15 protein-coding genes are annotated in these 14260 nt (G+C 31.1%); 14 read left to right on the top strand and 1 reads right to left on the bottom strand.

Annotation, left to right across the window (positions count from 1 at the left end):
* The first annotated feature begins 94 nt into the window (after positions 1 to 94).
* The 8 genes from Q0822_RS01175 to Q0822_RS01140 all read left to right on the top strand — a co-directional run bounded on the left by Q0822_RS01175 (position 95) and on the right by Q0822_RS01140 (position 7935).
* Positions 95 to 1120: a histidine kinase gene (locus Q0822_RS01175; protein WP_299105120.1), complete on the top strand. Its 1026-nt coding sequence runs from the start codon at positions 95 to 97 to the stop codon at positions 1118 to 1120.
* Positions 1107 to 1829 carry a LytTR family DNA-binding domain-containing protein gene (locus tag Q0822_RS01170; protein ID WP_186844076.1) on the top strand — a complete coding sequence of 241 codons (723 nt, stop codon included), beginning with the start codon at positions 1107 to 1109 and terminating at the stop codon, positions 1827 to 1829. The genes Q0822_RS01175 and Q0822_RS01170 overlap by 14 nt, the downstream gene beginning before the upstream one ends.
* A 119-nt stretch (positions 1830 to 1948) precedes the next feature.
* On the top strand, positions 1949 to 2569 hold the full coding sequence (locus Q0822_RS01165) for a hypothetical protein (RefSeq protein WP_186844075.1): 621 nt from the start codon (positions 1949 to 1951) through the stop codon (positions 2567 to 2569).
* Positions 2570 to 2602: 33 nt separating this feature from the next.
* Positions 2603 to 4816: a CocE/NonD family hydrolase gene (locus Q0822_RS01160; protein WP_222611297.1), complete on the top strand. Its 2214-nt coding sequence runs from the start codon at positions 2603 to 2605 to the stop codon at positions 4814 to 4816.
* 161 nt (positions 4817 to 4977) lie between these two features.
* The gene (locus Q0822_RS01155; RefSeq protein ID WP_186844074.1) at positions 4978 to 6357 is read left to right on the top strand and encodes a serine hydrolase; all 1380 of its coding nucleotides are present in this window, start codon (positions 4978 to 4980) and stop codon (positions 6355 to 6357) included.
* 1 nt (position 6358) lies between these two features.
* Complete coding sequence (locus Q0822_RS01150) at positions 6359 to 6829, top strand: hypothetical protein (RefSeq protein WP_186844073.1); 471 nt, start codon at positions 6359 to 6361, stop codon at positions 6827 to 6829.
* A complete protein-coding gene (locus Q0822_RS01145) occupies positions 6822 to 7397 on the top strand; it encodes a helix-turn-helix domain-containing protein (RefSeq protein ID WP_186844072.1) in 576 nt (191 codons plus the stop codon). Before Q0822_RS01150 ends, Q0822_RS01145 begins: the two co-directional genes overlap by 8 nt.
* 58 nt (positions 7398 to 7455) lie before the next feature.
* On the top strand, positions 7456 to 7935 hold the full coding sequence (locus Q0822_RS01140) for a zinc ribbon domain-containing protein (RefSeq protein WP_246457469.1): 480 nt from the start codon (positions 7456 to 7458) through the stop codon (positions 7933 to 7935).
* Here Q0822_RS01140 and Q0822_RS01135 read toward each other — a convergent pair.
* On the bottom strand, positions 7932 to 9020 hold the full coding sequence (locus Q0822_RS01135) for a serine hydrolase domain-containing protein (RefSeq protein ID WP_100818301.1): 1089 nt from the start codon (positions 9018 to 9020) through the stop codon (positions 7932 to 7934). The two genes, Q0822_RS01140 and Q0822_RS01135, sit on opposite strands and share 4 nt — an antisense overlap.
* A 230-nt stretch (positions 9021 to 9250) precedes the next feature.
* Between Q0822_RS01135 and Q0822_RS01130 the strand changes: the two genes are divergently transcribed.
* The 6 genes from Q0822_RS01130 to Q0822_RS01105 all read left to right on the top strand — a co-directional run bounded on the left by Q0822_RS01130 (position 9251) and on the right by Q0822_RS01105 (position 14170).
* A complete protein-coding gene (locus Q0822_RS01130; protein WP_052823525.1) occupies positions 9251 to 10204 on the top strand; it encodes a histidine kinase in 954 nt (317 codons plus the stop codon).
* Entirely contained in the window at positions 10201 to 10899 is a 699-nt protein-coding gene (locus tag Q0822_RS01125) for a response regulator transcription factor (protein ID WP_044633815.1), read from the top strand. Before Q0822_RS01130 ends, Q0822_RS01125 begins: the two co-directional genes overlap by 4 nt.
* Positions 10900 to 10964: 65 nt before the next feature.
* Entirely contained in the window at positions 10965 to 11456 is a 492-nt protein-coding gene (locus Q0822_RS01120) for an RNA polymerase sigma factor (RefSeq protein ID WP_186844071.1), read from the top strand.
* Entirely contained in the window at positions 11440 to 12096 is a 657-nt protein-coding gene (locus tag Q0822_RS01115) for a hypothetical protein (protein ID WP_186844070.1), read from the top strand. The genes Q0822_RS01120 and Q0822_RS01115 overlap by 17 nt, the downstream gene beginning before the upstream one ends.
* A gap of 102 nt (positions 12097 to 12198) precedes the next feature.
* Positions 12199 to 12651 (top strand): hypothetical protein, encoded by a 453-nt coding sequence (locus Q0822_RS01110; RefSeq protein ID WP_186844069.1) that lies wholly within the window; start codon positions 12199 to 12201, stop codon positions 12649 to 12651.
* Between the two features lie 121 nt (positions 12652 to 12772).
* A complete protein-coding gene (locus Q0822_RS01105) occupies positions 12773 to 14170 on the top strand; it encodes an alpha/beta fold hydrolase (protein ID WP_186844068.1) in 1398 nt (465 codons plus the stop codon).
* Positions 14171 to 14260 lie beyond the last annotated feature (90 nt).

The raw sequence follows: 14260 nt of genomic DNA, 5'->3' as shown, positions 1-14260 counted from the left end.
ATTTTTAAAGAAAATACGTTGCTTTGCTGTTCATATGAGTTTAAGTTATACCAATAAAATATCAAAAACCCGTTTATATTGGCTTTGCCAATTGATGGGCTGGTGCTTGGTGTCAACTTATTGGGCATACACCGTATATACCAGAGATAATTATGGAATTTTTTATACATTTTTAAATTATGTTTTGGATGTGGCAATTGGAATATTCTTAACACATATGTATAGAATGTATGCTTTAAAAGCTAACTGGAGTCAGTTGCCAATTAAAAAGTTACTTATTCGTGTTATTCCAAGTATACTTTTATTAGCGCTTCTATATGTATTAATAAACAACTTAAAATGGTATGCGTATTGGACTTTTATTGCAGGCGAGGATAAAAATTTCTTTGAAGCCATCATGTACTGGGATCCAATTTTACTTACAGGACTGCGACTAATGTCTATTTGGATATTGGCGTATCACTTATATCATTACTATCAAAAAGAAGTGGTTACGGCAAGAGAGAATGCTCAACTTTCCTTAATCGCAAAACAAGCCCAGTTAGATAATTTATCAGCGCAATTGAATCCACATTTCTTATTCAACTCATTAAATTCTATTAAATCATTAGTCATCGAAAACCCAAACGTTGCAAGAAGAGCTATTGATTTATTATCAGATTTGCTGAGGTCATCCTTATATGAAAAAGACAAAGATTTAACACCTATTAAAAATGAATTGGCTTTAGTTTATGATTACATTGAATTAGAAAAGCTGCGTTTTGAGGAACGACTTCAACTAAAAACCAGTATTGAAGAAGGCGTTATTAATTATAAGATTCCTGCGTTAAGTATTCAGTTATTGATAGAAAATGCCATTAAACATGGCATTGATTTAATAGTTGATGGTGGTATTATTTACTTAAAAATTAAAAAGAAGGATAGCCATATTCATATTACAGTTGAGAATCCTGGAATAATTAATCAAAATAAAAGTGTTGGATTAGGTCTCGAAAATTTAAAAAAACGCTTAGAAATTCAATATAAAGGTAAGGCTGTTTTTAGTTTAACAGAGAATGAAAATAACCATGTCTGCGCAGAACTAATAATTCCAATGCATATAAACGATGAAAAGATATAAAACCATAATCATTGATGATGAACGTTTAGCGAGAGAAGAAGTAAAACGTGCACTAGAAAAACATAAAGAGTTTGAAATTATAGCTGAAGCTAGTCATGTAGATGAAGCCATAACTTTAATTGAAGACTTACAACCAGACCTATTGTTTTTAGATATTCATATGCCTGGGAAATCTGGGTTTGATTTATTGGAAGAACTAACCAATGTGCCTGACGTCGTTTTTACAACGGCCTATGATCAATATGCTGTAAAAGCGTTTGAGATGAATGCTTTAGATTATTTGGTAAAGCCTTTAAGAGATGAACGTTTTTCTAAAACTATTGAAAAGGTAAAGGAAGAATTGTCTAATAGGGTAAAATTAGAGCCTACCACCTTACCGATGCATCAAAAGATATTTATAAAAGATGGTGAAAAATGTCATTTTATTCCTCTCACAGATATTTATTTTATTGAATCTTTAGAAAATTATGCACGTCTCTATTTTGGTTCGGATAAAGCAATGATAAAGCGTTCTTTAAATTTATTAGCAGAAAAATTAGACCCTAAAGTCTTTTTCCGTGTGAATCGAAGCCAAATGATTAACATACATTACATCAAAGAGATTCACCCCTACTTCAATAATAAATTACAAATTATGTTAACGACTGGGAAAAAAGTAGAAGTGTCTAGCAGGCAGTCCGTTAAGTTTAAAAACTGGAATAGTTTATAAAGAGAAAATCGCTAAATTTTCTAACGTTCATTGACTTTTTATTACGCTCATGTACTTTTCCTTTTTTGATAGAAACAGACTTCTTTACTTTGTACTATAATTAATTTAAAAGCCATATTATGAAGTATTTAAAAGTAGTATTTAATATAGAAAGAATCGTATATCTAGTGCTAATTTCAGTGTTGATATCTTGTAATGAAAACACTGTTTCAGTAGCAGAACAACCTATCCTATCCGATTATACAGTTGGAGAAAAATGGACTTGGAAATATAAAGGCGTAACCACTGAAGGCGAAGTACGTTCAGAAGGGGAAGACACAAGAGAAATAGTTAATATGAATGGCGGTTTAGGTATGGTGATTGAAAAAGATACGATTCCAGTTTCGGACATTGTAAAGCCAGAAGAAAGCGAAACACCAAGATACAAATGGCCTTTAGAGGTTGGTAAAACGTGGCGATATGAAAAAAATTGGACAAGTCAAGATGGTACCACAGGAACACAAAGTCAAGATGCAAAAGTATTATCCTACAAAGAAGAAACGGTAGACGCTGGTACCTTTATGGCGTACACCATAGAATACAAGGGAACGGTTTCTAATTCTAGAGGATACAACGCACAAACAGATGAAGTTTGGTTGTATGCACCAGAACTAAAAAACTTTATTAAAATGACGCAAACTCAAGACGGCTTTTTATACAATGAAGAGTTAATCAAATATGTATACCCAAATAAGAAATAGTTCTGTTTGCTATCAATTTTCAAACGTAAAACAATGAAAAAATTAGTCCTGATATTATTTTTAATCTCAATTAGCGTTACTTCTTTTGCACAAGAATTGCCATTTAAAAAGGTGAAACTATCAGATTCAGTAGCGCTTGAAAACCAAATGCAGCAATTAGCAATACAATGTGACATTCAAAGTCTATCAGCAATAGACCAGTTTAAGTTCCAGTTAATAAGAGGTGAATATAAAGACGCCTTAACTTCAATAAAAAAAAGAATAGCAGAAACACCAAGAGATCAAAGTCAGTATTTAGATGTCTACAAGTATTATGTAGAGGCAAAGCTTTCTACGAACTTTAAAGATGCGTTTAAAAACTCTTACAGCAAATACATAAAGAATTCTGATGACATACAAGTTATTAACTTAGATAAGGCTCTGATAGTTAGAGATCCTACAGATTATTATGTGAGTAAATTTAATAATACGTATACTAGTATTAAATCAGAAAAAATAACACAGGCAACAGCTACGGATTTAGTAAAAAAATATTTTTTAAGCACTGTATTTTCATCAACTAGAGTTATTTATTTTGATGAAATTAAACAAGATCATAAACGCAGATATGTCATAAATGATAGTATCGTCATTCCTATGAAAGATGGTGCCGAAGTTTCAATGGTAGTAGTTAAACGCAAGGGAAATTCAACAGCTAAAAAATCTGCCATACTAGTGTCTTCTATTTACGCAGGCACCAATGAGGCCTCTGCCATGTTATCAGCTTCCAAAGGCTATATTGGCGTGATTGCCAATACAAGAGGAAAAAGATTGAGTCATAGCGACATAAAACCACTTGAATATGAACATACTGATGTGTATGAAGTCATTGATTGGATTAGTAAACAAGCTTGGTCTAATCAAAAAGTAGCCATGTTTGGAGGTAGTTACAATGGTTTTACACAATGGGCTTCTATGAAACACAATGTGCATCCTGCATTAAAAACCATTGTACCCATGGTTGCTATTGCACCAGGAATTGACTACCCCATGGAAAATAATGTCCTACACAATTATTCGTATTCCTGGAATTTTTATGTCACCAATAACAAGTTTTTAGATTTTGAAGCTTCAAATAATTTTAATCGTTGGAATAACTTAAAAAACACCTGGTACAAAACAGGCATTGCGTTTAACAAGTTAGATAGTTTAGATGGACAGACAAATACATTATGGAACACCTATATGCAACATCCTAGTTATGATGATTTCTGGAAAAAAATGATTCCATACAAGCAAGAATTTGCAAAAATTGACATTCCGATTTTAACCATAACAGGGTATTATGATGACTCACAAGGAGGAGCCATGTATTATTTCAATGAGCATTATAAATACGCAAAAAATCCGAATCATTATTTGTTAGTTGGGCCTTATGACCATTGGACTGCACAAACGAAACCCGAAGAAAGTCTAAGAAATTACAAATTAGACAAAGCTGCTTTAATACATATTGAAGAAGATCTAATTTATCAATGGTTTGATTATATTTTAAACGGAAAAGCAAAACCGAGTATTTTAAAAGATAAAGTCAACTTCCAAGTCATGGGTACGAATACCTGGATGCACAAACCAAGTTTAAGCGCCATGACCAATGATACTTTAACATTTCATTTAAGTGCTGATAAAACCAACGATTTTTATGCCTTAAAATCAAAAGCAAATAATTTAGAGATTCAAATGTCTGTTGATTTTAAGGATCGAAAGAGTATGACTAACACAGAGTATTATCCTTGGCCTTTGGAACGTGACCAAATCAATTTAAAAGATGGTTTAATTTTTAATTCTGAAGCGCTAAAGGAAGATGTAATTATAAATGGCTCTTTTTTAGGGAATCTTGAATTTTCAATAAATAAAAAAGATGTTGATTATTCTGTAATCGTATATGAATTGACTCCAGAAGGGAACTATTTTCATTTAAGCTATTATATTGGTAGAGCGAGCTATGCTAAAGATAGAGAACAAAGAAATTTATTGATACCGAATCAAAAGACGAAAGTGTCTTTCGACAATTCGAAACTAATCAGTAAAAAATTAGAAAAAGGGAGTCGCATTGTAGTGGTGGTTAATGTCAATAAAAACAATAATGCTCAAATTAATTATGGTACTGGAAAGGATGTTAATAAAGAAAGTATTAAAGATGCTGAAATTCCATTAGAGATAATTTTTACAGGAAACAGCAGTATTTCTTTGCCAATTTGGAACTGATTTCAATAACTGTTAGAATCTCATCTCTTAAGTAAAATAAAGTTTAAATGTGCCTTTATTTAAAGGAATAAGCGCAGATGTCATAAAGATGTCATAAGCTTGGCGCAAGTGCCAGTAAGGTTTGTATTTAATTTTGTCCCATGAACATTAAATACAAATCAATGAATAATTTTTTTACAACACTCACTTTTCTTTTCATTACATATTTTAGCGTTAGTCAGAGCTATGAATCAAAAATAGATTCCATAGTTGCTATAAGTTACAATCAAAACGAGCCTGGTATTTCAATTCTGGTAGCAAAAGAAGGAGCATCTATTTATAGTAAATCTTTTGGAAAAGCTAATTTAGAATTAAATACACCTTTACAAAAGAGTAGTGTATTTCAGATTGGTTCAATTACAAAACAATTTACCGCAGTTTCAATTTTAATGCTAGCAGAGCAAGGCAAACTGAATATTGAGGATAATATTGGAAAATACATTCCTGAATATGTCGAGATTGGAAAAGATATTACCATTCACAATCTATTGAATCATACTTCGGGAATAAAAAACAGAACACCTGTTGGTGACAAGGGTTTTATTTCTAAAACTAATATGTCACCTACAGAACTTATTGCATATTTTAAAGATGAACCTTTGGAGTTTAAACCAGGAGAGCGTTTTAAATACAGCAATGCCGGCTATATTATACTAGGGCGAATTATTGAAATCGTTTCTGGACAACCTTACAGTGATTTTATAGAACAACATATTTTTGATAAAATAGGAATGAAGAATTCATCCTGTGGAGATACGAAACAAGGTATTCCAAACCCTACTAAGGGTTATATCATTGAACAAAATGATTTTGTAAAATCAGATGATATCAATTTGTCTTTAGCATATTCCGCGGGAGCTATTTTATCTACCACAGAGGATCTTTTAAAATGGCAAAATGCATTACTTTCAAACACACTTTTAAAAGCTTCTAGTATAAAACAAGCTATGACACCAACCTCATTAAACAGTGGGAAAAGAGTACCTTATGGATATGGTTTTCGATTTTCGAAATTGGGGAATTCTCCTGTAATTGCCCACACAGGAAGTACGAAGGGGTTTACCAGTATTGCGCTGTTTTTACCTAAAGAGAAACTGTATATAACTGCATTAACCAACTGTAATTGTAAGAATGTAAATAACGTGGCGAAACAAGTTGCTGAATTATTTGTAAGTATACCAGATGATAAAATAACAGAGGCTAAGCATAATCAACCTGAGAGAAAATCAATTAATGTACCTTCTGAAATATTAAGTGACTATACAGGTACTTACGAGGTTAAACCAAATGTAAACCTTACTATAGGATTGGATAACACAAATCAATTATACTTATTAGCTCCAGGTCAAACTAAAAAGGTTGAATTATTTGCTGAAACTCAAAATCATTTTTTTGTAAAAATTGTAGATGCAGAAATCACGTTTAATAAAAATGAAGCGAATAATGTTATTAGCTTAACGATGAATCAATCTGGTCGTAAAATTATCGCAAAAAAGAATTAGGATGAAAAACAAGGAAAAAACATCTTTACAGCAAGCCATTTATTATGGTAAAGCACCCATCATAATTGCATTAATTTTAACTCCAGTTAGATATGGTTTAGAATTATTGGGATTGCCTGAAAATGCTATTTTTATTATCGGGCTACTTTGGCTTACCTTAGGGATTGCTATATATCTAGGTATTAAATTAGGTAATCAAAAACAAGCTTACAAGATTCTTTTATTAAGCTTACTTATTTACTCACCTATTTCAAGGATTCCAGTTGCTATACTTTGGTGGGTAGATACAAAATGGGAAATTGGCACTCATTATGGATTATATTATGATAATTTTGGGCAAGCGCTATTAAATCATGTGATTTATGGGTCGTTAGTTCAATTGGTTCCTGGATTTTTATTAGGAATAGTAACCATAACAATAATGAGGTACAGAAAAACTTTAACTAAAAACAAACCTTTAGAAAATGGATAATAACTATTTAGCTTTAAGAGTAAAAGAATTGAGAAACCAGAAAGGGATGTCACAAGAATTTCTAGCAGAAGAATCTGGTTTAAGTTTACGAACTATTCAACGCATCGAAAAAGGGGAATCAAACCCTACAGGTGAGTCATTGAAGCGATTAGCCAATGCCTTAAATGTAAGTCCAGATGAGTTGATAGATTGGTCCGTAAAAGAAGATAAAAAGTATTTAACGTATCTCAATCTCTCTGCACTGTTATTTCTGGTCTTTCCATTGCTAGGGGTTTTAATTCCATTTATACTTTGGACATCAAAAAAAGGTAAGATAAAAAATAGTAATAAGTTGGGTAAAGATTTAATCAATTTCGAAATCACGTGGACCATTCTGTTATTTTTTATCCCAATAGTATTGTTCACCATATCAAAAATTGGACTCACAGACCAAATAACGTTAAGTACATTTTTTATGGTTATTGGCTTTTTGTATGTCGCCAATTTAATTTTAATATTGATCAACACACTGAGAATAAACAATGAAAAAGAGGTGATATATAGTCCTCGATTTAAGTTTTTAAAATAAAAGGCAATGAATATCATCGTTAACAGCCATATAGTATCAACTCAAAAAATATAAAACTATGAAATACAAATGTCCGAAGTGTGATAATACCACTTATGAAATTGGAGAAATGAAAGCCACAGGTGGTACGTTGTCGAAAATATTTGTTACCAAACATATAAAGCAAACTATGAGAACTTTTACATTTGTGATTTTATGTATTCTTCTTTTTGGAGCACAAACGACGTTCGGACAGAATAAAACGGATATTATAATTGGAAGTCAGTTCATTATTAAATCTAGTATTTTAAATGAAGAAAGAACTTGTTTAATAAGTATTCCTGATTCATATAATGATTCAACTGAAGTGGCGAAAAAATATCCAATTATCATATTATTGGATGGATATACTCATTTTAAAACAGCATCTGGAATAGTACATTTTATGAGTTCCAATAGATACCGAAACAATTTAATGCCAGAAAGTATTATTATAGCCATAAAAAATGTTGACCGTGAACGAGATTTTACCGTTACAAAAATTAAGACATTAAATTAATTACTTCCATGCCATTTTGCCCAATCTTGCAGGTTTCCAAATAAAACGTTTTTTCCATTAGAGCCGTTGGTAAGGATAATAATACCTGATTTTGATTCAAAATCGAGCATAAAACCAGATTGCCATCCTTCATTAGAACCACCATGACCAGATAATGTAAAATCCCCAAAACGATTCATAATCATATAACCCATTCCGTAATTCCCTTTGGATAGTTCGGTAGGTTTTATCAAAAGAGCAATGCTTTCTTCTGACAAAACAGGATTTTTTGAAAATGATGCTTTTGCAAAAAGAATAAGATCATCTATTGTTGTATGCAAACCTGCTGCTGCTTGCGCATTAAAAAGGCGTAATGGGATTTCATTTCCTTCTTCATCATAGGCCTTTGCAGAATTTTTTAAAACCTTTTTACTAATATTAAAACTTGTTTGTTTCATTTTTAAAGGCTTAAAAATATGTTCTTTCATGTAATCCGCAAAAGATTTCCCACTAACGTCTTCAATAACTAATTGCAATATAGAATAACCACCACCTGAATATTTCCATTTGCTTTCTGGTTCCATAACGAGTTCTACTTTCTCATCTAGATTAGTAGTTCCGGATAACGATGCATCAATTGAAGTTAATTCATCTTTAGTTTCATAACCGTTGTAACCATGAACAGACAAACCTGCAGTATGTTGCAATAGATTCCTGATAGTTACTTTATCTGAATCAAATTCACTAGATGGTAATTTCCAATTCAAAAGATATTTTGAAGCTGGAGCATCTAAATTAAGTTTTTGGTCTTCTACCAATTTCATAATTCCCCAAGCTGTAAACATTTTTGATATAGAACCAATATTAAAGCCTGTTTTACTATTTACAATCTCGTTTTCTGATACATCAGAAAACCCATATTCTTTTTTAATAATAACGTCGCCATTTTTAATAATAGCCAATGCCAATCCAGGTACTTTATTGTCTTGCAATGCCTTTGGTGTAGTTTCATTTAAAGTTTTTAATAGTTCTTTCTCAGAACTCGTTTGAGCATTTACAAATAAGGTTGATAATGCGATTGTAATAATTGTAATTAAAGTTTTCATATGTATTTAGTTTTAAATTCGATGTAAACCTAGAGCTGAATATTCGTTAATTAGAACTATTTTGATGAAGCTAGCGTATCAAATGGTAATCAGCTCATTATGATATTTAAAGTACCTTTATCATTAAATTTGATACGTTTACAATATGAAAAGAGACGTTCATAAAATAAAAGCTGTAACCTTGAATATGCAATATAGATTTGTGTCAAAATCATAAATAAATTAAAATCATGACACATAAAAAACTTTATAAAGCAGCAGCAGTTCTATCTGTAATCATTATTATTTTGATGCTAATCTTAAGAAACGCTCAAAGCGAAATATTCGCAGTGCTTTCAAGTTCATTGGGTTTAGTAGTCTTTTACACCCTTTTGAATTATCTCTTTCAAACTGAAAAAATAAAATTTGGGACTTCTAACCTTCGATTAAAATATCTCTTTTTAGGAATAAGTATTCCGCTTTTAATATTTGCTATTGATGCTACTACAGATTTAGATGGAGGCTTTCTAAAGAATAGCGTAAGAATTCTTTTAGCAATTGCAGTTGCTTATTTAATTTTCTATTGGACCTACGAATACCGAAAAAGTATTCAAAAACTTAAAAAGGATAAATTAGAAGCCGAATTGATGCTATTAAAAAATCAAATAAATCCTCATTTTTTCTTTAACACACTTAACAATTTGTATGCCTTAATAAAAAAGGATGCTGATGCAGCTCAAGACTATGTCCTAAAATTATCAGATTTAATGCGATTCACTATTTACGATAGCGGAAAGGAAAACGTGCAGTTAAAAGATGAAATAGATTATTTAATAAATTTTATTGATTTACAAACTGCCAGATACCATAAAGACATTGATGTGAATTTTGAAAAATCAATTAAAAATCCAGAAACAAAAGTGGCACCTTTGTTATTCATTATCTTGCTAGAAAATGCTTTTAAACATGGCATTGAAAAAGCAACAGATAATGCATTTGTTCATTTACAACTTATTGAAGATGAAAATAAAATAAGTTTCACAGTTAAAAACAATTATGATGCTGAAGAATCATCAGAAGACAAAGGTATTGGGCTCAAAAATTTAAAAGATCGCTTAAATTTATTATATCCAAACACACATCAATTGTATAATAAAATTGAAGAAAACACCTATTCAACAACATTAGATATATATAAGAAATGATAAAATATATAATTGTAGACGACGAAACTGCCTCTCATGATAATATTAAAGATTATGCGAGTAATTTGTCTTATCTATCATTCCAAAAAAGTTGTTATAATGCTTTTGAAGCCCTAGACTATTTAAATAAGCATTCTATTGATCTTATTTTTTTAGATATAAATATGCCAAAGCTTTCTGGTTTAGAGTTTTTAAAAACACTTTCTAATCCGCCAAAAATTATCATTACTACAGCCTACAAGGAATTTGCCTTAGAAGGTTATGAATTGAATATTGACGATTATTTATTAAAACCATTTAATTTCAGTCGTTTTGTAAAATCTGTTAGTAAAGTTTCCGATGCATTATCAATTAAAGCCAGCCCAATACAAAATACGGAAACCATAGAAGACACTAAGATTTTTATAAAGGAAGATAAAAAATACTACCAGATAAAGTTAAAGGACATTCTGTTTTTAGAAGCCTATGGAAACTATGTAAAGATTAATATGGTTGATAAAGTGATTGTTTCTCATCAAACGCTAACATCCTTTACACATAATTTACCAGAGACACAATTTATAAGGATTCACAAATCTTTTATTATCTCAATAGATAAAATAGAATTAATTGAAGGTAATAGAATACATCTAAGGAATCACAAAATTCCAATAGGAAAAATGTATAAGCTTAATGTAAATCGATTAATAAAATAAAATCAATTTTGACATTAACCTGTAATAATTCCTAATTTAAGCCACCAACCAATAAAACAACACTATTGAGTAGCGATTTTTACAACACATCCATTTTACCATTCGCAGGAATAATTATCAAATTATGTCGAGCTTACACCAGTTCACAACAAGATTTTGAAGACTATTACCAAGAAGTGTGTTTACAAATCTGGAGGAGTAAGGACAATTTTCGCGAAGAATCGCAATGGAGCACTTGGGTGTATCGCATTTCATTAAACGTCTGTTTAACCTTACTTAAGAAAAAGAAAAACAATGTTCAGCATTTTGTGTCTGATTCTATAACTGCTGAAGAAACCGAAAACAACTACGCGTTTTCAGACGAATCTCTAAATTTATTATATGATGCCATAAGAAAACTATCGGAAATAGATAGAGCCGTTATCATGCTTTATTTGGAAGAAAAATCGCAAAAGGAAATTGCTGAAATTATAGGAACGAACCCAAATAATATTGGTGTACGTGTTAAAAGAATTAAAACTAGATTAAAAAAATTATTAGATGGAAAAATCAATTGAAAACATTTGGAAAGAAGGTTTTCTCAAGAGCGACGCACTAGTAGTCCCAAAAATAAACAATCTTTACAACCAAAAATCAATTCATATCATTGATAAATTTAAAAGAATGTTTAAAATAAATTTGATTGCCATTGTGGCATTCTCGTTTGCTTTTTTAGTCGTCTCTTTCATTATAGGAATTCCCATAACAGGTATCATATTTTTTGTTACTCTTTCAGTTCTTGTTGTTATTAATAAGAGGTTATTAAACGATTTAGAGAAAATCGATATAGGTATTAGCAGTTATCAATACTTAAAAGCATTTAACCAATGGATAAACAAACAGGTATCTATCAACAAGAGATTTTCAAGGTTTTTGTATCCAATTATATTCATGTCATTGGTTTTAGGCTTTTGGTTTAAAGATGCCGAAGGCATGCCTTTAGGTGAAAGACTTGTAAATGAAATACTTGTTGGTTTTCCAGATACCTATTTAATATTTGGAATCCCACTCATCGGAATTGTTATCGTGGCAGTCATCTTGGTTTTGCTATTCCTTGTTGGAGGTCGAATTTATAAATGGGATTTAAACATCGTTTATGGAAGACTATTCAAAAAACTAGAAGAATTGATGACAGATATAGAAAGTTTAAGAAGCTAAACACCTGAATATAAGGTGTTTTAGTGTGATTTTTTAAAATAAATAAATTTTTGGTGTAATATTTTTTGGTTTGGGCCACTAACCAAGAAAACAGTAAAAATTATGACACTATTAAATGCAATTAACTTTTTTGAAAGTTTAAAAACTGAATCCTCTAAAAAATCTGAAATTAAGATTTATACTCAATTTATTGAGATTCTTAAAAAATTAGAAAATAGAGCATTCACCGCTAATGAAATTCATTCTATAGAAATGGAACTGGATAGCTTAAAACTAAACTCAAATCCAGACAATAGAAAAAAAATCTTTAAAAACGCACTGAGTAAATTTGAGACCTATTTAAAGGACACCTTTTCCTTGACTTCTCAAGGATACTATACAAACCTGAGTGTAACTTTAGGAATGTTATTCGGAGTTATAGCTGGAATTCTAATAGGTGAGCGTTTTGAAAGGTCTTTAGGGATTTCCGTTGGCATTTGTATGGGACTATTTATTGGCGCATTAATAGGTCGCCGTAAGGATGCTCAAGCTAAAGAAGCTGGAAACGTGCTCTAAAGTAAATCTAACTAAATCTCTCTTCAAATAGCTTCGATTACTAAATTAGTAATACTATTTTTTAATACCACAAGGCTAACGAAAATTTGGCCTAGACATCACCAATCAAAATTTAACGAACATGAAAACATTAACAATTATCATACTTTTAAATTTACTCGCCATTACTAGTGCACGTTCTCAAGATATTTCAGGACATTGGAACGGAACAACCAAAAGAGGCGATAAAGAAATCACTTTTGTTTTTAATATAAAACAAGAAAACGCTACGTATTCAACTACTATGGATGTTCCAACGTTTAGAATTGCTGGCATCAAACCATCAGCTACAACTTTTACAAATGGAAAGCTAATTATTGATGGCTCTAATGTTGGAATGAACTATACAGGAGTTTTTAATACTGAAGCACAACAATTTGAAGGTATTTACAAGGAAGGTGGCATAGAAATGGTCCTAAACTTAAAAAAAGGAACTATAAAAATAGAGGATTCGAAACGGCCGCAGGAACCTGTAAAACCCTACCCTTATTATGAAGAAGAAGTCATTTTTAAAAATAATGAAGCCAACATAACATTAGCAGGTACTTTAACCTTACCCAATAAAAACGGAAAATTTCCAGTAGTAATTTTAATTAGCGGAAGTGGTCCACAAGACAGAGATGAAAGTTTTATGGGACACAAACCTTTTTTAGTATTATCAGATTATTTAACAAGACAAGGCATTGGCGTATTGCGTTTTGATGATCGTGGAGTTGGAGAATCTACAGGAAATTTTGGTAAAGCAACCACAGAAGATTTTTCCAAAGACGTTTTGAGTGCCATCGCATACTTAAAAACTAGAAACGATGTAGATATTAAAAATATAGGTTTGATTGGTCATAGTGAAGGTGGTATTATCGCACCTCTAGCGGCTAACAACTCTAAAGATGTCGCTTTTATGGTGTTATTAGCTTCTACCGGAATTTCGGGAACAGAACTATCTGTAATGCAATCTAAAACATTGAGAGAATTTCCTGTTAAAGATGAGGTGGCTTATGAAAAAAACACAAGAAAAGCGATTGCAATTGTAATCTCTAATAAGAGTAAAACAGAAATTAAAATCGAATTGACAACTCATTATAATGAGTTTTTAAGACCCATTTTAACATCATTAAACGTACCAGAAAAGAATATCAATGCATTTATAGAAAACCAACTTAAAACAAGTATACAACCTTGGTCACGCTATTTTTTACAATACAATCCTGCTGATGAAATTGAAAAATTACAAATTCCAGTGTTGTCATTAAATGGCAGTAAAGACACGCAAGTAAATGCAAAAATTAATCAAGAAGCTATAAGACAAGCACTAATCAAAGGCCAGAATAAAAATTATAAAATAGTGGAATTAGAAAACTTAAACCACTTCTTTCAGGAGTGTGAAACTGGAAAGATGGATGAATATAGAAAAATAGAACAAACATTTTCCCCAACAGCATTGAACGAAATAAAAAAATGGGTAATAGAACATCTGAAATAAGATATAAAATACTTGTAGTAACCTCTTGAGTAATTCATTGCTAGTACTCACCTACTCATGAAAATCCTTACGAATTTTCAGACTAGATTA

Origin of the sequence: uncultured Winogradskyella sp. (assembly GCF_947496485.1) — a bacterium.
GTDB lineage: Bacteria > Bacteroidota > Bacteroidia > Flavobacteriales > Flavobacteriaceae > Winogradskyella.
Note: the sequence above shows the minus strand (reverse complement) of the source record. Positions and strands in the feature narration are given on the sequence as shown.

Coding starts and splice junctions, on each gene's coding strand:
- Q0822_RS01175 (WP_299105120.1), top strand. CDS start 95: ATGGGCTGGTGCTTGGTGTCAACTTATTGGGCATACACCGTATATACC.
- Q0822_RS01170 (WP_186844076.1), top strand. CDS start 1,107: ATGAAAAGATATAAAACCATAATCATTGATGATGAACGTTTAGCGAGA.
- Q0822_RS01165 (WP_186844075.1), top strand. CDS start 1,949: ATGAAGTATTTAAAAGTAGTATTTAATATAGAAAGAATCGTATATCTA.
- Q0822_RS01160 (WP_222611297.1), top strand. CDS start 2,603: ATGAAAAAATTAGTCCTGATATTATTTTTAATCTCAATTAGCGTTACT.
- Q0822_RS01155 (WP_186844074.1), top strand. CDS start 4,978: ATGAATAATTTTTTTACAACACTCACTTTTCTTTTCATTACATATTTT.
- Q0822_RS01150 (WP_186844073.1), top strand. CDS start 6,359: ATGAAAAACAAGGAAAAAACATCTTTACAGCAAGCCATTTATTATGGT.
- Q0822_RS01145 (WP_186844072.1), top strand. CDS start 6,822: ATGGATAATAACTATTTAGCTTTAAGAGTAAAAGAATTGAGAAACCAG.
- Q0822_RS01140 (WP_246457469.1), top strand. CDS start 7,456: ATGAAATACAAATGTCCGAAGTGTGATAATACCACTTATGAAATTGGA.
- Q0822_RS01135 (WP_100818301.1), bottom strand. CDS start 9,020: ATGAAAACTTTAATTACAATTATTACAATCGCATTATCAACCTTATTT.
- Q0822_RS01130 (WP_052823525.1), top strand. CDS start 9,251: ATGACACATAAAAAACTTTATAAAGCAGCAGCAGTTCTATCTGTAATC.
- Q0822_RS01125 (WP_044633815.1), top strand. CDS start 10,201: ATGATAAAATATATAATTGTAGACGACGAAACTGCCTCTCATGATAAT.
- Q0822_RS01115 (WP_186844070.1), top strand. CDS start 11,440: ATGGAAAAATCAATTGAAAACATTTGGAAAGAAGGTTTTCTCAAGAGC.
- Q0822_RS01110 (WP_186844069.1), top strand. CDS start 12,199: ATGACACTATTAAATGCAATTAACTTTTTTGAAAGTTTAAAAACTGAA.
- Q0822_RS01105 (WP_186844068.1), top strand. CDS start 12,773: ATGAAAACATTAACAATTATCATACTTTTAAATTTACTCGCCATTACT.